The organism is Caballeronia catudaia, from assembly GCF_001544755.2.
GTDB lineage: Bacteria > Pseudomonadota > Gammaproteobacteria > Burkholderiales > Burkholderiaceae > Caballeronia > Caballeronia catudaia.
The window spans coordinates 219632-235647 of record NZ_FCOF02000007.1 but is presented as its reverse complement, the minus strand read 5'-3'; the positions used below and the strand labels follow the sequence as shown (position 1 = coordinate 235647).

Sequence of the window (16016 nt, the reverse complement as noted above, 5' to 3'; positions counted from 1 at the left end):
CCCCGGCTTTCCAACACTTCAATTCCTCGTTTTAGTTGTTCCGGCTCACACGTGTTCACACGCGCGACGGACGACATGTGAAAAGCAAGAAGCGTTCTTGCGCCTTGCGTCTCGAAATTATTCTAAGGGGAATCGGCACACGGCCGTGCGGGACGCCGCGCGCGCCGCAGGAAACAAAGCGAAAGGACGAAAAAAACCCCGCTGGCTGAAAGCGGGCTGACAACCCCTGTCACAGATGTCTCAAGGAGGAGACGGGTTCATCGTAGCAATGCGCCCCGCGCGGACAAACCAAGCATTCCTGCTATGTATATCGGTGCGTGGCTCGGGTGCTTATCAACCGTGGCCGTGCGGCGCGGCGCTCACGGCATCGGCGTCGTCGGGTCTGGGCGCGACACCCGTCTCGATGAACCGCCGGCTGATGCGATGAAACCGCAGCGTCATCAAGGCGGCGACGCTCGCGAGACCCGCGGCGAGTCCCCACCACAGTCCCTTCGCGCCGAGTTCGAAGTGGAACGCGAGCACGTAGCCGGTCGGAAAGCCGACGCCCCAGTAGCCGAACGCGGCGGCGAGCATCGGGATGCGCGTGTCCTTCAGGCCGCGCAGACAGCCGGAGCCGACCGTCTGCATGCCGTCGACGATCTGGAACACCGCCGCGACGCCCAGGAGCGATGCCGCGAGCGCGACGGTATGCGCGTTGGCGGGATCGTCGAGATGCAGATACATGCCGACGATCGCGCGCGGCACGGTGATCAGCACGAGCCCCGAGCACATCATGAAGCCGACGCCGAGCGCAAGCGCGACGAAGCCTGCGTGCCGCGCCGCGACGGGCACGCCCGCGCCGACCCAGTAGCCCACGCGCACGTTCGCCGCCTGACCGATCGCGAGCGGCACCATGAACGCGACCGACGCGACGTTGAGCGCGATCTGATGCGCGGCGAGCGGCGCTTCGCCGAGCAGCCCGACCATCATGCCGGTGGCGAGAAAGAGCGTCGATTCGACGCCGTAGGTGATGGCGACCGGCCAGCCGATGCCGAAAAGTTCGCCCATCAGCGGCAGGCGCGGGCGGGCGCGCACGACGAAGTGCCTGTAGCGCGGCCGCAGATGCAGGACCGCGACGAGCGCCGCCGCCGTCAGCCAGACGGTGATGGTCGTCGCCGCCGCCGAGCCGAGGAAGCCCTCGCGCGGCAGGCCATACGCGCCGTGAATCAGGCCGTAGTTGAGAAAACCGTTGACGAAGACGCCGCCGATGGAAATCCACAAGAGCCTCCGGGCCGCGCCGATCGCGGGGAGAAACGCGCGCATCATCCCGATGCCGATGAGACTGCCCGGCGTTCCCCAGCGCAAAACCGCGCAGTATTCGCCGACGTTCTTCGCGAGCGTCGCGGGCTCGTGGAACGCGAGCAGAATCGGTTCGGCATAGCTCAGCAGCACGAACGCGGGCACGGCGAGCAGCACCGAAAGCACGAGCCCCGTCCAGTAGATGCCCGGCACGCGGTCATCGGCATTCGCGCCGCGTGCATGCGCGACCGACACGGAAACCGACGTCAGCACGCCTTGCAAGAGCGTCACGACGACGAAGAAGAGATTCGCGCCGAGACCGCCCGCGGCGAGCGCGTCGGGGCCGAGCGAGCCGAGCAGGATGGTGTCGGTGACGCCCATCGCCATCTGCGAAAGTTGCGCGATGGCGAGCGGCGCGGCGAGGCGCGCCGTATCGACGGCGTGACGCGAGAGACTCGGCGGTCCTTGATGCGCGCGTGCGGCGCGCGTGACGTGCGGTTGCATGATCGATCGGATTCGAAGCGATGACGGCGCATCAGTCAGTGCACTGAGCGCCGTGGACTGGAAAGCGAAGGGACGTAAAACACGAGCGCAAACGCGCTGATGGAAACCGACGCTGAAACCAGAACGAAAGACGACTAGCTTATTGCGTCGCGTGCCGCATGTCGATCACCCGTTCGCTTATGGCCGGGTTTTGGCAAGCGCGCGGCGTGCGCGCGCAAGTCGTCGCGAAGCTATTTGGGCGCGCGGACCTGAATGGTCTGGCCGTCGAGTTTCACTTTCTGCCCCGCGCGAATCTTGCAGGTCTTGCGCGTCTCGATCTGGCCGTCGACGGTGACGTCGCCCATTGCGACGCGCGCCTTCGCCGAGCCGCCGCTGTCCGCGAGACCCATCAGCTTGAGCAGGTTGTGGAGTTCGATGTAGTCGCCCGTGAGGGTGAATTGAAGTGCAGGCATGGGACGGTGAGACAGGAAAGGCCTCCATGATAAACCACGGCCGCTGCTGTCCTGGGCATGCGTCGTGCTGTCTGCATCGCGGACGCCGGTAATACGGTCGCAAGGGCAGTGACTGGCAAATGTAGCCAGATGAAACCGTCGGTAACAATGACTGGTTTTCGAGAACTCGCCCGATCGCACGCCGTCCGACTGTTTGATCGATGCAGCTTCGGTCATCTTTCCAATCGACAAAAGTCGCGCGGATCGCTCGTTTCATCGTCGTCAGAGCGCCGCCGACGCCAACTACAGAGAGGACTAGCTCATGACTCGCGCACGAATCCTTTTGATCGGTTCCGCCATCGCCACGCTCGCCGCATCCGGCGCTTATGCCCAGACCACGACGCAATCCGCGCCGGTTCAGCCGCAAACCATGCAGGCCGCGCCGGCTCAGATGCCGGGCCAAATGGCCGGACAAGCGCCCGTGACGCCGCCGCCGCACAACGTCGTCGAGCCGGCGCCGACCGATCCGCTCGTCCAGCGCCGCAACGCGAACGCCGAGGCGAACGCCGAATATCGCGCGTCGAAGAAAGCGTCGAAGGCCGAACTGAAGGCGCAGAACCAGCAGGCCAAGGCGCAGTACAAGGAAGAACTGCAGAACGCCAAGATCAACCGCAAGGCGGACAAGGACGCCGCCAAGGCGGAACTGAACGCGACAGAGCCGGGCACGCCGAAGGATACGGGCCTGCAGCACTGAGCGTGATGCGCCGCGAGGCCGCTGCTCGTCGCAGATGGTCTTGCGGCATCCATCGAAAACAAGGGAGGACATCATGAATCGAAAAACACACGCACTGCTGGCCGCGTTGATCGCCGGAACGTTCGCGAGCGCGAGCGTGGCATCGTTCGCGCAGACGACGAGCGACGCCCCGACGAAGGCCGATCAGAAGGCCGCGAAGAAGCAGGCCGAGGCCGACAAGGACTCCGCCGTCGCGCAGGCCAAGGCCGACAAGAAGAAAACGGAGGCGCAATCCGAAGCCAATGAAGCCGCCGCCGACGCGAAAGTGAAGAACGCGAAGAAGGCGCAGTAACGCTCTTCGAAGTAGCGATGCGAGCCCGGCTCCGTGCGGACCGGGCTCGTTGCATTTGGGGCCAAAAGCGCAATCGGGCCAAAGACTTGCGCGCGCGGGTTGTATGGATATACAGTGTGCGTCACTCATTTCCCGCCGCCTTTCCTCCGTGCTCACGCTTCCCGATACCGCCGACGCCGCTTCCCGATCCACCGCCGAATCCACGGCGAAGCAAGTCGCCGACTACCTCGCGAAGCTCAACGCGGCACAGCGCGAGGCCGTCGAATTCGGCGTCGATGAACCCGACCGCCGTGGCGGACCGCTGCTCGTTATCGCGGGCGCGGGTTCGGGAAAGACCAACACGCTCGCGCATCGTGTCGCGCATCTGCTGGTGAAGGGCGCGGACCCGCATCGCATCCTGCTGCTCACGTTTTCACGGCGCGCGGCGCTCGAAATGACCCGGCGCGTGACGCGTATCGCGATGAACGCGCTCGGGAAAAAGAGCGCCATCGCGCAGGGCCTGACGTGGTCGGGCACGTTTCACGGCGTCGGCGCGCGTTTGCTGCGCGATTACGCCGATCTCGTCGGACTTGCGCCATCGTTCACCATCAACGACCGCGAAGATTCCGCCGATCTCATGAATCTCGTGCGGCACGAACTCGGTCTGTCGTCGAAGGAAAAGCGCTTTCCAGCCAAGTCGACGTGCTTCGCGATCTACTCGCGCGTCGTCAACACGGGCGCCTCGCTTGCCGTCGTGCTCGATCAGTCGTATCCGTGGTGCCGCGAATGGGAAGCCGACCTCAAGCGCCTCTTCGCCGCCTATGTCAGCGCGAAACAGGCGCAAAGCGTGCTCGATTACGACGATCTGCTGCTCTACTGGTCGCATCTCGCGGCGGAGCCGTCGGTGGCCGCGGATCTCGCGAGCCGTTTCGATCACGTGCTCGTCGACGAATATCAGGACACGAATCGCCTGCAGGCATCCATTCTCCTGGCGATGAAACCGGACGGGCGCGGCCTCACGGTCGTCGGCGACGATGCGCAGTCCATCTATTCGTTCCGCGGCGCGACGGTGCGCAATATCCTCGATTTCCCCGGCCATTTCGATCCGCCCGCCGCGACCGTCACGCTGGATCGCAACTATCGCTCGACGCAGCCGATCCTGGAGGCGTCGAACGCGGTGATCGGCCTCGCGTCCGAGCGCTACACGAAGAATCTGTGGACCGACAAGGCCTCGGCGCAAAAGCCGCGCGTCGTCAGCGTCGCGGACGAGGCGGATCAGGCGCGTTATGTCGTCGAGAAAGTGCTGGAGGCGCGCGAGTCGGGCATGAAGCTGAAGGCGCAGGCGGTGCTCTTTCGCGCGGCGCATCACAGCGCGACGCTCGAAATCGAGCTCACGCGCCGGAACATTCCGTTCGTGAAATTCGGCGGCCTCAAGTTTCTCGATTCCGTCCACGTGAAAGACGTGCTCGCGGTGCTGCGCTGGGCGGAGAATCCGCGCGATCGCGTCGCGGGCTTTCGCGTCGCGCAACTATTGCCGGGCGTCGGGCCGGCAATCGCCGGGCGCTTGCTGGATAGCGTGAGCGCGCCCGACGCGGTGGCATCGAGCGCAATCGCGGCGTTCCACGCGCCCGCGCGCGCCAGCGATGACTGGCCGCGCTTCGTCGGCCTGATGGCGAAACTCTGCGGCCGCGAATCCGGCTGGCCCGCCGAGTTCGAGATGATTCGCCGCTGGTACGAGCCGCATCTGGAGCGCAACCACGAAGACGCGGCGATCCGCATCGGCGACGTATTGCAGATGGAAAGCATCGCGTCGACGTATCCGACGCGCGAGCGCTTCCTCACCGAGCTCACGCTCGATCCGCCCGACGCGACGAGCGACGAATCCGGCGTGCCGCTACTCGACGAGGACTATCTGATTCTCTCGACCATTCACTCGGCGAAGGGCCAGGAGTGGCGCAACGTGTTCGTGCTGAACGGCGTGGATGGCTGTATTCCGTCCGATCTCGGCACGGGCAGCGACGAGGAAATCGACGAAGAACGGCGTCTGCTCTATGTCGCGATGACGCGCGCAAAGGAAGACTTGCACATCGTCACGCCGCAGCGTTTCTACGTGCACAACCAGACGCATCTCGGCGACCGGCACGTATGGGCGCAGCGCACGCGTTTCATCCCGCCGCATCTGATGCAGAACTTCGAGGCGGCGGCATGGCCGCCGGTTATCGCGCCCGCCGCGCCGACGGCTGCGGGGCTCGCGGCGGCGGCGAAAGCGAAAATCGATATCGCGGCGCGCCTGAAAGGAATGTGGGACTGAAACGCTTATCGCGGCGCGCGTGACGTGCTCGGCGCACGCGGCGCCGGCGCGAAGATGCTGCGCAGCCACGCGGCGAAGCGCGTGAAGCCGTCGTGGGGCTCTTCGACGAAAAGCTCGGGCCGCAGCGAGCGCAGGTATTCGAGCACCTGCTGCGCCTCCTGCTTCTGAATCGATCCATAGACGATGCCCAGCCGCAGCAGGCAGCGCAATTCGCCGAGCTTTTCGCGCGCCGTCGAACCGATGCTCGTCTCCACCGAAATTTTCGTTTCGTACACGCGCTGGCGCAGCGAATCGGCAAGGCGCCACGCGGGCGTCTGCATCTTTTCCTCGACTTCACGGATATCCGCCGCCGCCGACTTGATCTGCGATGCGAGCATGTCCACTTGCGACACGTCGCCCTTCGCTTCGGTGACGATCGCCATCGCCCATTCGCGCGACGCCCTCACGAGATCCTCCGCGGTCCAGTCGGCGCGGATCGCGAATGCGAAGCCGTGCCCGGCCGCCTGACGGATCAGGATTTCGACGACGTCGGGAAACTCCTTGTCGAGCGCGCGCTTCGCCCACGCGTACTGGCCGTGCGTGAGCATGCGCTGCACGGCCTGCTCGGTGAGCGGCGTGTGGTTGTCGAGCAGCTTCGCCCGCAGGAAGTCCTCGAACGATGGCGTGACGAATTGTGGATCGAGCTTCAGCGACAGACGCAAGAACGCTTCGAAGTCGCGTTCCAGCGAAGCAATCGTCTCGTCGCGAAGCGAAAGGGTGATTTGACGCATGTTGGTTCCCGGTTCCGCCCTCCGGTGCGCCGAGGGCGGGAAATGCTGGCGGCGCCGCTCTTTCGGGCGGAGTCCATTCGTTTCTGATATCGGCGCGCTTTCCGGGAACTTGAGACTTCTTCGAGGCTTTTTGAAAGCCGATCGGCAGTGGATCGGCGGAAAACGTCTAGCGCAGCACGACGAACTGCCACAGGAAAAATACCGCGAGCGACACGGCGATCGTCAAAAGCGGCCGTTTCGTGAGCGCGCAAACGATGACCGCGACGAGCACCGCCACCAGTTGCGGATTGCGCCACGTGAGCTCGGCGCCGTTGCCGTGCGGCGAGACGGTCATTGGCACGATGATCGCGGTGAGCACCGTCACCGGCACGAACGAGAGCGCGCTGCGCACGACCGGCGGAAAGGGCAGGCGTTCGCCCAGCACGAAGACGGCGGCGCGGATCACGTAGGTCACGAGCGCCATCCCGATGATCAACCAGACGTAGTTCATCGTCATTGCGTGCGCTCCTTGGCGTTCTTCAGGCGATGCTTCGTCTGCGGCCGGTTTTCCATCAGCGTGAGCACCATGCCCACCGCGACGCCCACGAACACGGCGGCGAGCAGCCCGAGCTTGTACGGCCACCCTTGCCACGCGAACGACAGCACGCCGGAAGCCGCGGCCGCCGCGACGAAGCGCACCGCGACGAGCTGCGGCACGATGATCGCGATGAACGTCGCGACCATGGCGAAGTCGAGGCCGAGCGATTTCAGACCGGGAAACGCCGCGCCGAACAGCAGTCCGACGAGCGTCCATAGCTGCCAGTTCAGGTACATCGAGAGACCCGAGCCGAGGAAGTAGTGCGGCCCGGTCTCCCCCGGCGCGCGCTTCCGATAATGCGCGTAGGCGACGGCAAAGACTTCGTCGGTCATGACGCCCGCGAGCGCCCAGCGCCAGCGGCGCGGCAAATGCGCGACATAGGGCGCGAGCGTCGCGGAATACAGCACGTGACGCAGATTGACGACGAGCGTCGTCGCCCAGATGACGGCGAAGCTCGCGTGCGATGCGATCAGCCCGACCGCGATGAACTGCGCCGAGCCCGCGAACACGGCGAGCGACATCAGCTGGCCGTGCCAGAGCGTCAGCGGACTCGCGGTGACGAGCGTGCCGAAGATCACGCCGAAGGGCGCGGCGCCGATCATCATCGGAATGGTGTCGCGGGCGCCGGCGGCGAACTCGCGCAAAGGTGTTGCTTTCAAGATGTCCTCCTATGGAAGCGAGGATACGTACGCCGCCGCTTCGAATGCTTGTACGTTCTTGCGCTTTCCTGTCCGTCGATGCCGCCGATGGACTCAGCGCCAGCGGCCGGGCGGCACGCCAAACGTGCGTTTGAAATGGCGCGTGAAATGGCTCTGATCGGTGAAGCCGCTCGCCGCGGCGACATCGGTGACGGATGCGCCCGCGCGCAACGCCGGGAGCGCGCGCACGATGCGCATCTGGTTGCGCCACGCGTGCGGTGCAAGACCGGTCTCGCGCGTGAAGAGGCGCGCGGCGTGAAAGGTCGAGAGGCCGACCGTTTGCGCGAGTTCGGCGAGCGTCAGCGGTTCCAGGAGATCGTCCGCGAGGCGCGATTTCATCGTCGCGACGCGGCGGGCGTCCGCAGCGAGCGGCGCGACATCCGGGCGCTCGAGCGCGTGCCGTCCGAGCAGCGTCGTCGTCGCATCGACGAGGGCGAGTTCCGCGGCGAGCGGATCGGCGCCGTCTTCCAGCAGCCGATGCGCGATCATTAGCCGCCGCGCCAGATCGGGATCGCGAATGATGTCGACGGGAAACCACGGCGGCGACGTCGTTTGCGCCGACATGTCGCGAGCGAGGTCTTCGACGAACGGCACCGGCAGATAGAACACGCGATAACGCCAGCCGGCATCGACGGCCCGCGCGCCCGTGTGCACTTCGCCTGGATTGATCACCGGCACGGAGCCGGCCTCGGCGACGTGATGCGCGCCTCGATAGTCGTAACACTCCGCGCCCGCTTCGATCACCGGCACGGTGTAGGCGTCGTGCCAATGCGGCGTGAACTCATGATCGTAGTATTCGGCCGTGACCATGTCCGCGTCCGGCACGAGCGGCGAGCGCCAGTAGCGTGCGGCATTGCGGAAGCGGGCGGTGGTCATGGCGCGAGAAAGGCGAACGGTCAGGGAAATCGCACAGTTTACAACTTTGTTTCGCCGGATAACGGACAGTTGCCGCGTCACTTCACCGGTATGGTCGTGCCTGCGGGAACCGGCACCGCCGTCACGCTGTTCTTCGGGCTGCCGGTGGCGACGCGGTCGCTGTAGGTCATATAGACGAGCGTGTTGCGCTTCGCATCGACGATGCGCACCACGTGCAGCGTCTTGAAGATGAACGACATGCTCGCCGAGAACACGTCGGTCTTCTGTTTGAGCGGTTGCACGAACTTGATCGGGCCGACCTGACGGCACGCGATCGACGCTTCGGTCGGGTCTTCCGCGATGCCGAGCGTGCCTTTTACGCCGCCCGTGCGCGCCCGCGACACATAGCAGGTCACGCCTTCGACGAGCGGATCGTCGTAAGCCTCGACCGTGACGCGGTCCGAACCGGTGAAGCGGAAGTTGGTGTTAACGCTGGCGATTTCCTCGGCGTGCGCGAGTCCCGCGCCGGAAACCACGGTGAGCGATGCGGCGAGCGTGAGGAGGGAGTGATTCATCGACAGCCTTCGGAAAAGAGAAAGGGCGTCGTATTGTATCGACGCCCCTGGCTTTTTTGATGCGTGCCGCGCTGCCGGTCAATGAAAGATCAGATACAGAATCACCAGAACGATCACCGGTACGCCGAGCAGCCATCCGAGTAGATAAGGCATGTTGTCCTCCTTCGCGTGTTGTTGTTGACGATTCCAGTATCGCGGGGAAGATCGATGCGCGTTAGCCGTGCGCGTCCGAAATGCATGTAGGCCGCGTCCTATCATCACTTTCGCGCGGCTTACAGATTCGTAATGTCATCGGATTTAAGCGGCGCGGTTTTTCTTTGCCGGCCGGTCGCGATACAGCGTGCGCACGTAATCGAGATGCGCGCCCGCGCACTCGCGCGCCCGCGCCGGATCGCGCGCGACGATCGCCTCGAAGATCGCGCGATGCTGCGCCATCAGGTTCGCTTCGACTTCATCGTCGTAATCGACGAGCCGATGCGACGTGAGCATCGATTCGCGGACCAGTTCGTCGAGCCCGTGCATCACGTGCGCGAGCGCGACGTTGTGCGTCGCGTCCGCGATCGCGAGGTGGAACGCCGCGTCCCTCTCCGCGATGCGCGTACTTTTCTCGGCGACGGCGGTCTGCAACGCATCGAACGCGGCGGCGATGCGTTCGAGATCGGCTTCGGTCGCCCGCTCGGCGGCATAGGCGGTGGACAGCGTTTCGAGCCCGTGGCGCAGTTCGAGCACGTCGGCGCTTGCATTCGGCTGCTCTTCGAGCAGCGCCGCGAGCGGATGCGATACGAGCGGCGCGGTCACATCGGACACGACGAAACCGCCGCGCCCGGCCGCACGGATGAAACCGTCGGACTCCAGCCGGATCAGCGCCTCGCGCAGCGACGGGCGCGACACGTTCAACTGCTCGGCCAGATCGCGCTCGGCGGGCAGGCGCTGGCCCGGCAGCAGCGTGCCGTTCGAGATCAGCTCGCGAATCTGCCCGGACACGACATCGGAGAGGCGCACGCGGGCGTAGGAATGCGCATGGACGGGCTGGAAAGTCATCGTTCGACGCGAAGGCAGGTTGAAAACATGGGATTGCCCGAGTTTGACACGAAAGAGGCATCTCATTAAAGTCTTGGTCAGACCAAGCTTACCAAAATCTCCCCACGTCCAGGCACCGGATCGCCATGAAAGTCGCTTTGTTCGTTCCCTGTTTCATCGACGCGTTCTATCCGCAGATCGGCATCGCCACGCTGGAGTTGCTCGAGCGGCTCGGGGTCGACGTCGACTATCCGCAGGATCAGACCTGCTGCGGCCAGCCGATGGCCAATAGCGGCGCGCACAAGGAAGCTGCGGGCGCCGAGCGCGTGTTCGCCCGCAATTTCGCCGACTACGACTGCATCGTCGGGCCGTCGGCGAGTTGCGTGCATCACGTGCGCGAGCACTTCACCGCGATCGAGCAGACGAGCGCCGTGCAGAAGGTGCGTGGCAATACGTATGAGCTCGTCGAATTCCTGCACGACGTGCTGGAGGTGCGGGAGTTTCCGTGGGCCGAGTTTCCGCATCGCGTCGGGCTGCACAACAGTTGCAGCGCGGTGCGGCATCTGCGCGAGACATCGAATTCGGAAGTCGCGGGCGCACGCTTTTCGAAGCCACGCGCGCTGCTCGAAGGCGTGAAGGGCATCGAGTTCGTGTCGCCCGCGCGCCCCGACGAGTGCTGCGGTTTCGGCGGAACGTTTTCCGTGACCGAAGAGGCCGTGTCCGTGCGCATGGGACAGGACAAGGTGCGCGATCACGTCGGCGCGGGCGCGGAGTACATCGTGTCGGGCGACATGTCGTGTCTCATGCATCAGCAAGGCTGCGCCGAGCGCATGAAGCTCGACGCGAAATTCATTCACATCGCGCAGGTTCTGAACGGAGCGCGAGGATGAGCAAAACCGTGACTAAAACCGTTCGTATCGATCACGCGAAAGCGGCGGGCGCGTTCCTGCAAAAGCCGGATCACGTCGCGTTCCACGACAAGCGTCTGTGGGATTTGCGCTCCAAGCGCGATGCGCAGGCGCACGGCATTCCCGAATGGGAAACGATGCGCGAACTCGCGTCGGGCATCAAGGAGCACACGCTGTCGAATCTCGCGGACTACATCGGGCAATTCGTCGATCAGGCCGAGAAGAATGGCGTCGTCGTGCATTTCGCGGCGAATGCGGAGGAGCACAACGCGCTCGTCTACGAGCTGATGAGCGAGCGCGGCATGACATCGCTCGTCAAGAGCAAGTCGATGCTCACCGACGAGTGCAGAATGCGCGACTACCTGGAGCCGCGCGGCATCACCGTGATGGAAACCGATCTCGGCGAGCGCATCCAGCAGCTCGATCATCAGGACCCGAGTCACATGGTCGTGCCGGCCGTGCACAAGCTGCGCGCGGACGTGGCCGATCTGTTCGGCAAGACCATCGGCACCGATCCGAAGAACAGCGACATCCACTATCTCGCCGAAAGCCAGCGCATGCACACGCGGCCGTACTTCGTGCGCGAAAAGACGGCGGGCATGACCGGCTGCAACTTCGCGGTCGCGGAGACAGGCACGGTCGTCGTCTGCACCAACGAGGGCAACGCGGATTTGTCGGCCAACGTGCCGCCGCTGCATATCGCGTCGATCGGCATCGAAAAGCTCATTCCGACGATCGCCGACCTCGGCGTGTTCGTCCGCATGCTGTCGAGGAGCGCGCTCGGCTCGCCGATCACGCAATACACGTCGCACTTTCGCAAGCCGCGGCCGGGCACGGAGATGCACTTCATCCTCGTCGATAACGGCCGCACCGAGCGGCTTGCGATGGACGACTTCTGGTACTCGCTCAAGTGCATCCGGTGCGGCGCGTGCATGAACACGTGTCCGGTTTATCGGCGAAGCGGCGGCTTGTCGTATGGCGGCACGTATTCCGGGCCGATCGGCGCGATCATCAACCCGACGTACGATCTGAAGCGCTACAGCGCGCTGCCGTTCGCATCGACGATGAACGGCAGTTGCACGAACGTGTGCCCGGTCAAGGTGAATATCCACGAGCAGATCTACAAGTGGCGCGCGGTGATCGCCGAGAAGCACGAGGTGCCGTTCGTGAAGCAGGAAGTCCTGAAGATGGCGGGGCGGCTGCTCGCGAGTCCGACGCTTTATCGGGCAACGGTCGCATCGCTCGGCGGCGCGTTGAAGCGCTTGCCCAACTTCGTGCTCTATAACCCGCTCAATATCTGGGGACGTCAGCGCGATCTGCCCGAAGCGCCCGTCGAGACTTTTCACGAGTGGTATCGCAAGAACCGGAAGGCCGCCAAATGACGACTCGCGAAGCTTTTTTGTCGAAGATCCGCGCGGCGCAGCCCGCGTCGCGCCCGCGCCCCGAGGTGCCCGTGTTTCCCGCGGTTTCCTCGGCCGATGGCGATCCGAAGGCGCGCTTCACGGCGGCGCTCACGGCGATGGGCGGCGCGTGCGTCGAAGCGGCTAATTTGAGCGATGTGAACGCGCTCATCGCCGCGCGCTTTCCGGACGCGAAGGTGATCGCATCGGCGGTGCCCGGCGTCGACGGCAACCGCGCGCTTTCGCCCGATACCGTGCCGGCATCGCTCGAAGATGTCGACGTAGGCATCGTGAGAGGGCGCTTCGGCGTCGCGGAAACAGGCTCGGTGTGGTTCAGCGAAGTCGAATACGTCGTGAATTCGATCGGCTATCTCGCGCAGCATCTCGTCGTGCTGCTCGATCCTGCGTCGCTCGTCGAAGGCTTGCAGCAGGTGTATCGGCGTGACGATTTCGAATCGGCGCGTTATGCGGTGCTCGTGACGGGGCCGTCGGCGACGGCGGATATCGAAGGTGTGCTGATTCGCGGCGCACAGGGCGTGCGCTCGCTGACTGTCGTGTGGCTTGCGTGAAGCGGCCGGCTTCGGCGTGCGGGAAAGCGTTGCAGAGAAACGAAAAAGCCCAGTCGCGCGACTGGGCTTTTCAAATGAAGCCGCTTACAAACTTTGGCTCCCCGACCTGGGCTCGAACCAGGGACCTACGGATTAACAGTCCGGCGCTCTACCGACTGAGCTATCGGGGAACAACTGAAACAGGTGCGACTGAGATAAAAAACCCAGCCGATTGACTGGGTTTTTTTGAAACCGACTTGCTGGAGCTTTGGCTCCCCGACCTGGGCTCGAACCAGGGACCTACGGATTAACAGTCCGGCGCTCTACCGACTGAGCTATCGGGGAACATCTACAGCAGAGAAGCGAAATTATAGGGGGCTGCTGCTACGGTGTCAACGCCCAATCTTCATTCGAAATCCATTTTTTGCAATCAAACGAAGCCAAATGCGCCGATGTCTGCCCGCTTCAGCGCTCGAGCAGGTTCAGCTTGTCCTTCACGTCCTTGAACTCGTCCGCCTCGGGAAGCGATCCCTTCGTTTTCGTGATGCTCGGCCAGTTGCGCGACAGGTCGGCGTTCAGTTCGGTGAAGTGCTGCTGGTCCGAGGGCACGTCCTCTTCGGCGTAGATGGCGTTGACCGGGCACTCGGCCACGCACACGGCGCAGTCGATGCACTCGTCCGGATCGATCGCGAGAAAGTTGGGACCTTCGCGGAAGCAATCCACCGGGCACACGTCCACACAATCGGTGTACTTGCACTTGATGCAGCTTTCGGTCACAACGTGAGTCATTCAGGCTCCTGCATGCGGAATTCGTGGGGGCGGCGCTCCGAGCGGCTACATAGGTCGGAGATGCGCTTGCCAAAACGCATATTGTAGCGTAACGGTAAAAGCGGGCGCGAGCGGCGCGGCGCGCCTCTTATATCGTTTCGTGATGTATGTATGCGCGGCTTCGTAAAAGGATGGCGCATGGTCATGCCCTGCGGACATTCGGGTAACATGACCCTAAAGGCATAAGGCCCGCGCGGCCTCTTCGGTGAAGTCTCCGTCAGAACCATGATCATCAATTCGCTGCTCGATACCGACCTCTACAAGTTCACCATGATGCAGGTCGTGCTGCATCATTTCCCGGCGGCGCACGTCGAGTATCGCTTCCGCTGCCGCACGCCGAATGTCGATCTTGTACCGTACATCGACGAAATCCGCGACGAAGTGCGTCAGCTCTGCAACCTGCGCTTCACCGAAGAGGAGTTGGACTATCTGCGGCGGATGCGTTTCATCAAAAGCGACTTCATCGATTTTCTCGCGCTCTTTCATCTGAACGAGAAGTCCGTGCACATCTCGCCGTCGCCGAAGAAAAATGGCGAGATCGAGATCGGAATCGAAGGGCCGTGGCTGCATACGATTCTCTTCGAGATTCCGGTGCTGGCGATCGTCAACGAGGTCTACTTCCGCAACACGCAGCGCAAGCCCGAGTACGAAACCGGCCGCGTGCGCCTGCGCGACAAGATCAAGCTGCTCGCCACGCCGCCCGAATACTCCGACTGCAAGATCGCCGATTACGGCACGCGCCGCCGCTTCTCGGGGCAGTGGCACGAGGAAGTGGTGCTCACGTTGAAAGACAGGCTCGGCGCGCAGTTCGCGGGCACGAGCAACGTGTTCTACGCGATGAAGCACGGCTTGCGGCCGCTCGGCACGATGGCCCATGAGTATCTTCAGGCGTGTCAGGCGCTGGGTCCGCGCTTGCGTGATTCGCAGATTTTCGGCTTCGAGATGTGGGCGAAGGAATATCGCGGCGACCTCGGGATCGCGCTGTCGGACGTCTATGGCATGAAGGCGTTCCTGCGCGACTTCGACATGTATTTCTGCAAGCTCTTCGACGGCGCGCGTCACGATTCCGGCGATCCCTTCGACTGGGGCGAGCGCCTCATCAAGCATTACGAGGACAACCGCTGTGATCCGCGCACGAAGGTGCTTGTCTTCTCCGACGCGCTGGATATCCCGAAAGTGCTCCAGTTGTATGAACGTTTTCGCGGACGCTGCCAGCTCGCGTTTGGCGTCGGCACGAATCTCACCAACGATCTCGGCTATCAGCCGCTGCAAATCGTCATCAAGATGGTCCGCTGCAACGGTCAGCCAGTCGCGAAGCTCTCGGATTCGCCCGGCAAAAACATGTGCGAGGACAAGGCCTATCTCGCCTATCTGCGCCAGGTGTTCGGCATCGAGCAGCCTGTAGGCGACGACTGATTTCCTGCGCGTTCGCAAGCGTTCGTGGCAAGCGTTCGTGCATTCGGCTTATGCCGTTCAGCCGAGGTTCTTACGCGAACATCGCTCGCTATAATTCGGACGCGTCGATCTATCCGGCGCGCACGAATCCAGAGCACGCAACCACGAGGACGGCATCCATGGACACATCGGCCGCGCGCCGCAACATTCTCGCGCGCATCCGCAGCGCGCAGGGCCGCCGTGGCACGCCGACGGACGCCGAATACACAGCCGCGCGGGAATATGTGGAGCGGCATCCGGCGGGCCCGCGTCCGCCGCTGCCCGAGACGCTCGACGAACTCATCGCGCGGTTCAGGCTCGAAGCCGAGCGGCTTTCCACGACGGTCGCCGAAGTGGAGGCGCTCGCGGATGCTCCCGCCGAAGCCGCGCGCTATCTCCAGTCGCTGAATCTTCCCACCGACGTGGTCGCATGGCCCGCCCTCGCTGATCTTCCCTGGGCGCAAGCCGGCATTCAGGCAGCATTGCGCAAGCCAGCCGACGCCGATCTCGTCGGCATCACCGGCTGCTTTTGCGCGACGGCTGAAACCGGTTCGCTCGTGCTGCTCTCCGGCGCAGACACGCCCGCGTCCGGCGCGCTGCTGCCGCAGACGCATATCGCGATCGTGCCGGCATCGCGCATCGTCGCGGCGCAGGAAGACGCGTTCGCGTTGATGCGCACCGAGCGGGGCGAACTGCCGCGCGCCGTGAACTTCGTATCGGGACCGTCGCGCACCGGCGATATCGAACAGACCATCGTGCTCGGCGCGCATGGGCCGTATCGCGTGCATGTGATCGTCGTGCGCGGAGCGTGAGTC

17 protein-coding genes and 2 tRNA genes are annotated in these 16016 nt (G+C 63.9%); 8 read left to right on the top strand and 11 right to left on the bottom strand.

Translation table 11 applies throughout. The features are described from left to right. Positions 1 to 333 precede the first annotated feature (333 nt). Both AWB75_RS10645 and AWB75_RS10640 read right to left on the bottom strand, forming a co-directional pair. Positions 334 to 1782 (bottom strand): MATE family efflux transporter, encoded by a 1449-nt coding sequence (locus AWB75_RS10645; protein WP_061124031.1) that lies wholly within the window; start codon positions 1780 to 1782, stop codon positions 334 to 336. Positions 1783 to 2012: 230 nt separating this feature from the next. Continuing rightward, a complete protein-coding gene (locus AWB75_RS10640; RefSeq protein ID WP_061124030.1) occupies positions 2013 to 2234 on the bottom strand; it encodes an RNA-binding S4 domain-containing protein in 222 nt (73 codons plus the stop codon). Positions 2235 to 2535: 301 nt separating this feature from the next. Between AWB75_RS10640 and AWB75_RS10635 the strand changes: the two genes are divergently transcribed. The 3 genes from AWB75_RS10635 to AWB75_RS10625 all read left to right on the top strand — a co-directional run bounded on the left by AWB75_RS10635 (position 2536) and on the right by AWB75_RS10625 (position 5588). After that, a complete protein-coding gene (locus AWB75_RS10635) occupies positions 2536 to 2967 on the top strand; it encodes a hypothetical protein (RefSeq protein ID WP_061124029.1) in 432 nt (143 codons plus the stop codon). Positions 2968 to 3040: 73 nt separating this feature from the next. Continuing rightward, the gene (locus AWB75_RS10630; protein WP_061124028.1) at positions 3041 to 3298 is read left to right on the top strand and encodes a hypothetical protein; all 258 of its coding nucleotides are present in this window, start codon (positions 3041 to 3043) and stop codon (positions 3296 to 3298) included. 103 nt (positions 3299 to 3401) lie between these two features. Continuing rightward, positions 3402 to 5588: an ATP-dependent helicase gene (locus AWB75_RS10625; RefSeq protein ID WP_235012056.1), complete on the top strand. Its 2187-nt coding sequence runs from the start codon at positions 3402 to 3404 to the stop codon at positions 5586 to 5588. 5 nt (positions 5589 to 5593) lie between these two features. On the opposite strand, the gene AWB75_RS10620 is transcribed toward AWB75_RS10625, so the two are convergent. From AWB75_RS10620 to AWB75_RS10590, 6 genes are all read right to left on the bottom strand, one after another. After that, complete coding sequence (locus AWB75_RS10620; protein ID WP_061124026.1) at positions 5594 to 6358, bottom strand: DUF4088 family protein; 765 nt, start codon at positions 6356 to 6358, stop codon at positions 5594 to 5596. 166 nt (positions 6359 to 6524) lie between these two features. Then, on the bottom strand, positions 6525 to 6848 hold the full coding sequence (locus AWB75_RS10615; protein WP_061124073.1) for an AzlD domain-containing protein: 324 nt from the start codon (positions 6846 to 6848) through the stop codon (positions 6525 to 6527). A 2-nt stretch (positions 6849 to 6850) separates the two neighbouring features. Beyond that, positions 6851 to 7540, bottom strand: a complete 690-nt coding sequence (locus AWB75_RS10610) for an AzlC family ABC transporter permease (protein ID WP_235012060.1) — start codon at positions 7538 to 7540, stop codon at positions 6851 to 6853. A 147-nt stretch (positions 7541 to 7687) separates the two neighbouring features. Next, on the bottom strand, positions 7688 to 8509 hold the full coding sequence (locus tag AWB75_RS10605) for a helix-turn-helix transcriptional regulator (protein ID WP_061124024.1): 822 nt from the start codon (positions 8507 to 8509) through the stop codon (positions 7688 to 7690). A gap of 77 nt (positions 8510 to 8586) precedes the next feature. Continuing rightward, on the bottom strand, positions 8587 to 9063 hold the full coding sequence (locus tag AWB75_RS10600) for a CreA family protein (RefSeq protein ID WP_061124023.1): 477 nt from the start codon (positions 9061 to 9063) through the stop codon (positions 8587 to 8589). Positions 9064 to 9360: 297 nt separating this feature from the next. After that, positions 9361 to 10104, bottom strand: a complete 744-nt coding sequence (locus AWB75_RS10590; protein ID WP_061124022.1) for a FadR/GntR family transcriptional regulator — start codon at positions 10102 to 10104, stop codon at positions 9361 to 9363. Positions 10105 to 10229: 125 nt separating this feature from the next. Between AWB75_RS10590 and AWB75_RS10585 the strand changes: the two genes are divergently transcribed. The 3 genes from AWB75_RS10585 to AWB75_RS10575 are packed head-to-tail and all read left to right on the top strand — an operon-like array spanning position 10230 to position 12960. Continuing rightward, the gene (locus AWB75_RS10585; protein ID WP_061124021.1) at positions 10230 to 10973 is read left to right on the top strand and encodes a (Fe-S)-binding protein; all 744 of its coding nucleotides are present in this window, start codon (positions 10230 to 10232) and stop codon (positions 10971 to 10973) included. Then, on the top strand, positions 10970 to 12373 hold the full coding sequence (locus AWB75_RS10580; protein ID WP_061124020.1) for a lactate utilization protein B: 1404 nt from the start codon (positions 10970 to 10972) through the stop codon (positions 12371 to 12373). Before AWB75_RS10585 ends, AWB75_RS10580 begins: the two co-directional genes overlap by 4 nt. Further along, the gene (locus AWB75_RS10575; RefSeq protein WP_061124019.1) at positions 12370 to 12960 is read left to right on the top strand and encodes a LutC/YkgG family protein; all 591 of its coding nucleotides are present in this window, start codon (positions 12370 to 12372) and stop codon (positions 12958 to 12960) included. The genes AWB75_RS10580 and AWB75_RS10575 overlap by 4 nt, the downstream gene beginning before the upstream one ends. 94 nt (positions 12961 to 13054) lie before the next feature. On the opposite strand, the gene AWB75_RS10570 is transcribed toward AWB75_RS10575, so the two are convergent. The 3 genes from AWB75_RS10570 to fdxA form a co-directional block, all read right to left on the bottom strand. Continuing rightward, positions 13055 to 13130: transfer RNA gene (locus AWB75_RS10570), tRNA-Asn, on the bottom strand. Positions 13131 to 13208: 78 nt separating this feature from the next. Then, a tRNA-Asn gene (locus AWB75_RS10565) sits at positions 13209 to 13284 on the bottom strand. A 120-nt stretch (positions 13285 to 13404) separates the two neighbouring features. Then, positions 13405 to 13728: a ferredoxin FdxA gene (fdxA, locus tag AWB75_RS10560; protein WP_061124018.1), complete on the bottom strand. Its 324-nt coding sequence runs from the start codon at positions 13726 to 13728 to the stop codon at positions 13405 to 13407. A gap of 264 nt (positions 13729 to 13992) precedes the next feature. Between fdxA and pncB the strand changes: the two genes are divergently transcribed. After that, positions 13993 to 15183 (top strand): nicotinate phosphoribosyltransferase, encoded by a 1191-nt coding sequence (gene pncB / locus AWB75_RS10555; protein ID WP_061124017.1) that lies wholly within the window; start codon positions 13993 to 13995, stop codon positions 15181 to 15183. Between the two features lie 158 nt (positions 15184 to 15341). Beyond that, positions 15342 to 16013 carry a LutC/YkgG family protein gene (locus AWB75_RS10550; protein ID WP_061124072.1) on the top strand — a complete coding sequence of 224 codons (672 nt, stop codon included), beginning with the start codon at positions 15342 to 15344 and terminating at the stop codon, positions 16011 to 16013. The last annotated feature ends 3 nt before the right edge of the window (positions 16014 to 16016 follow it).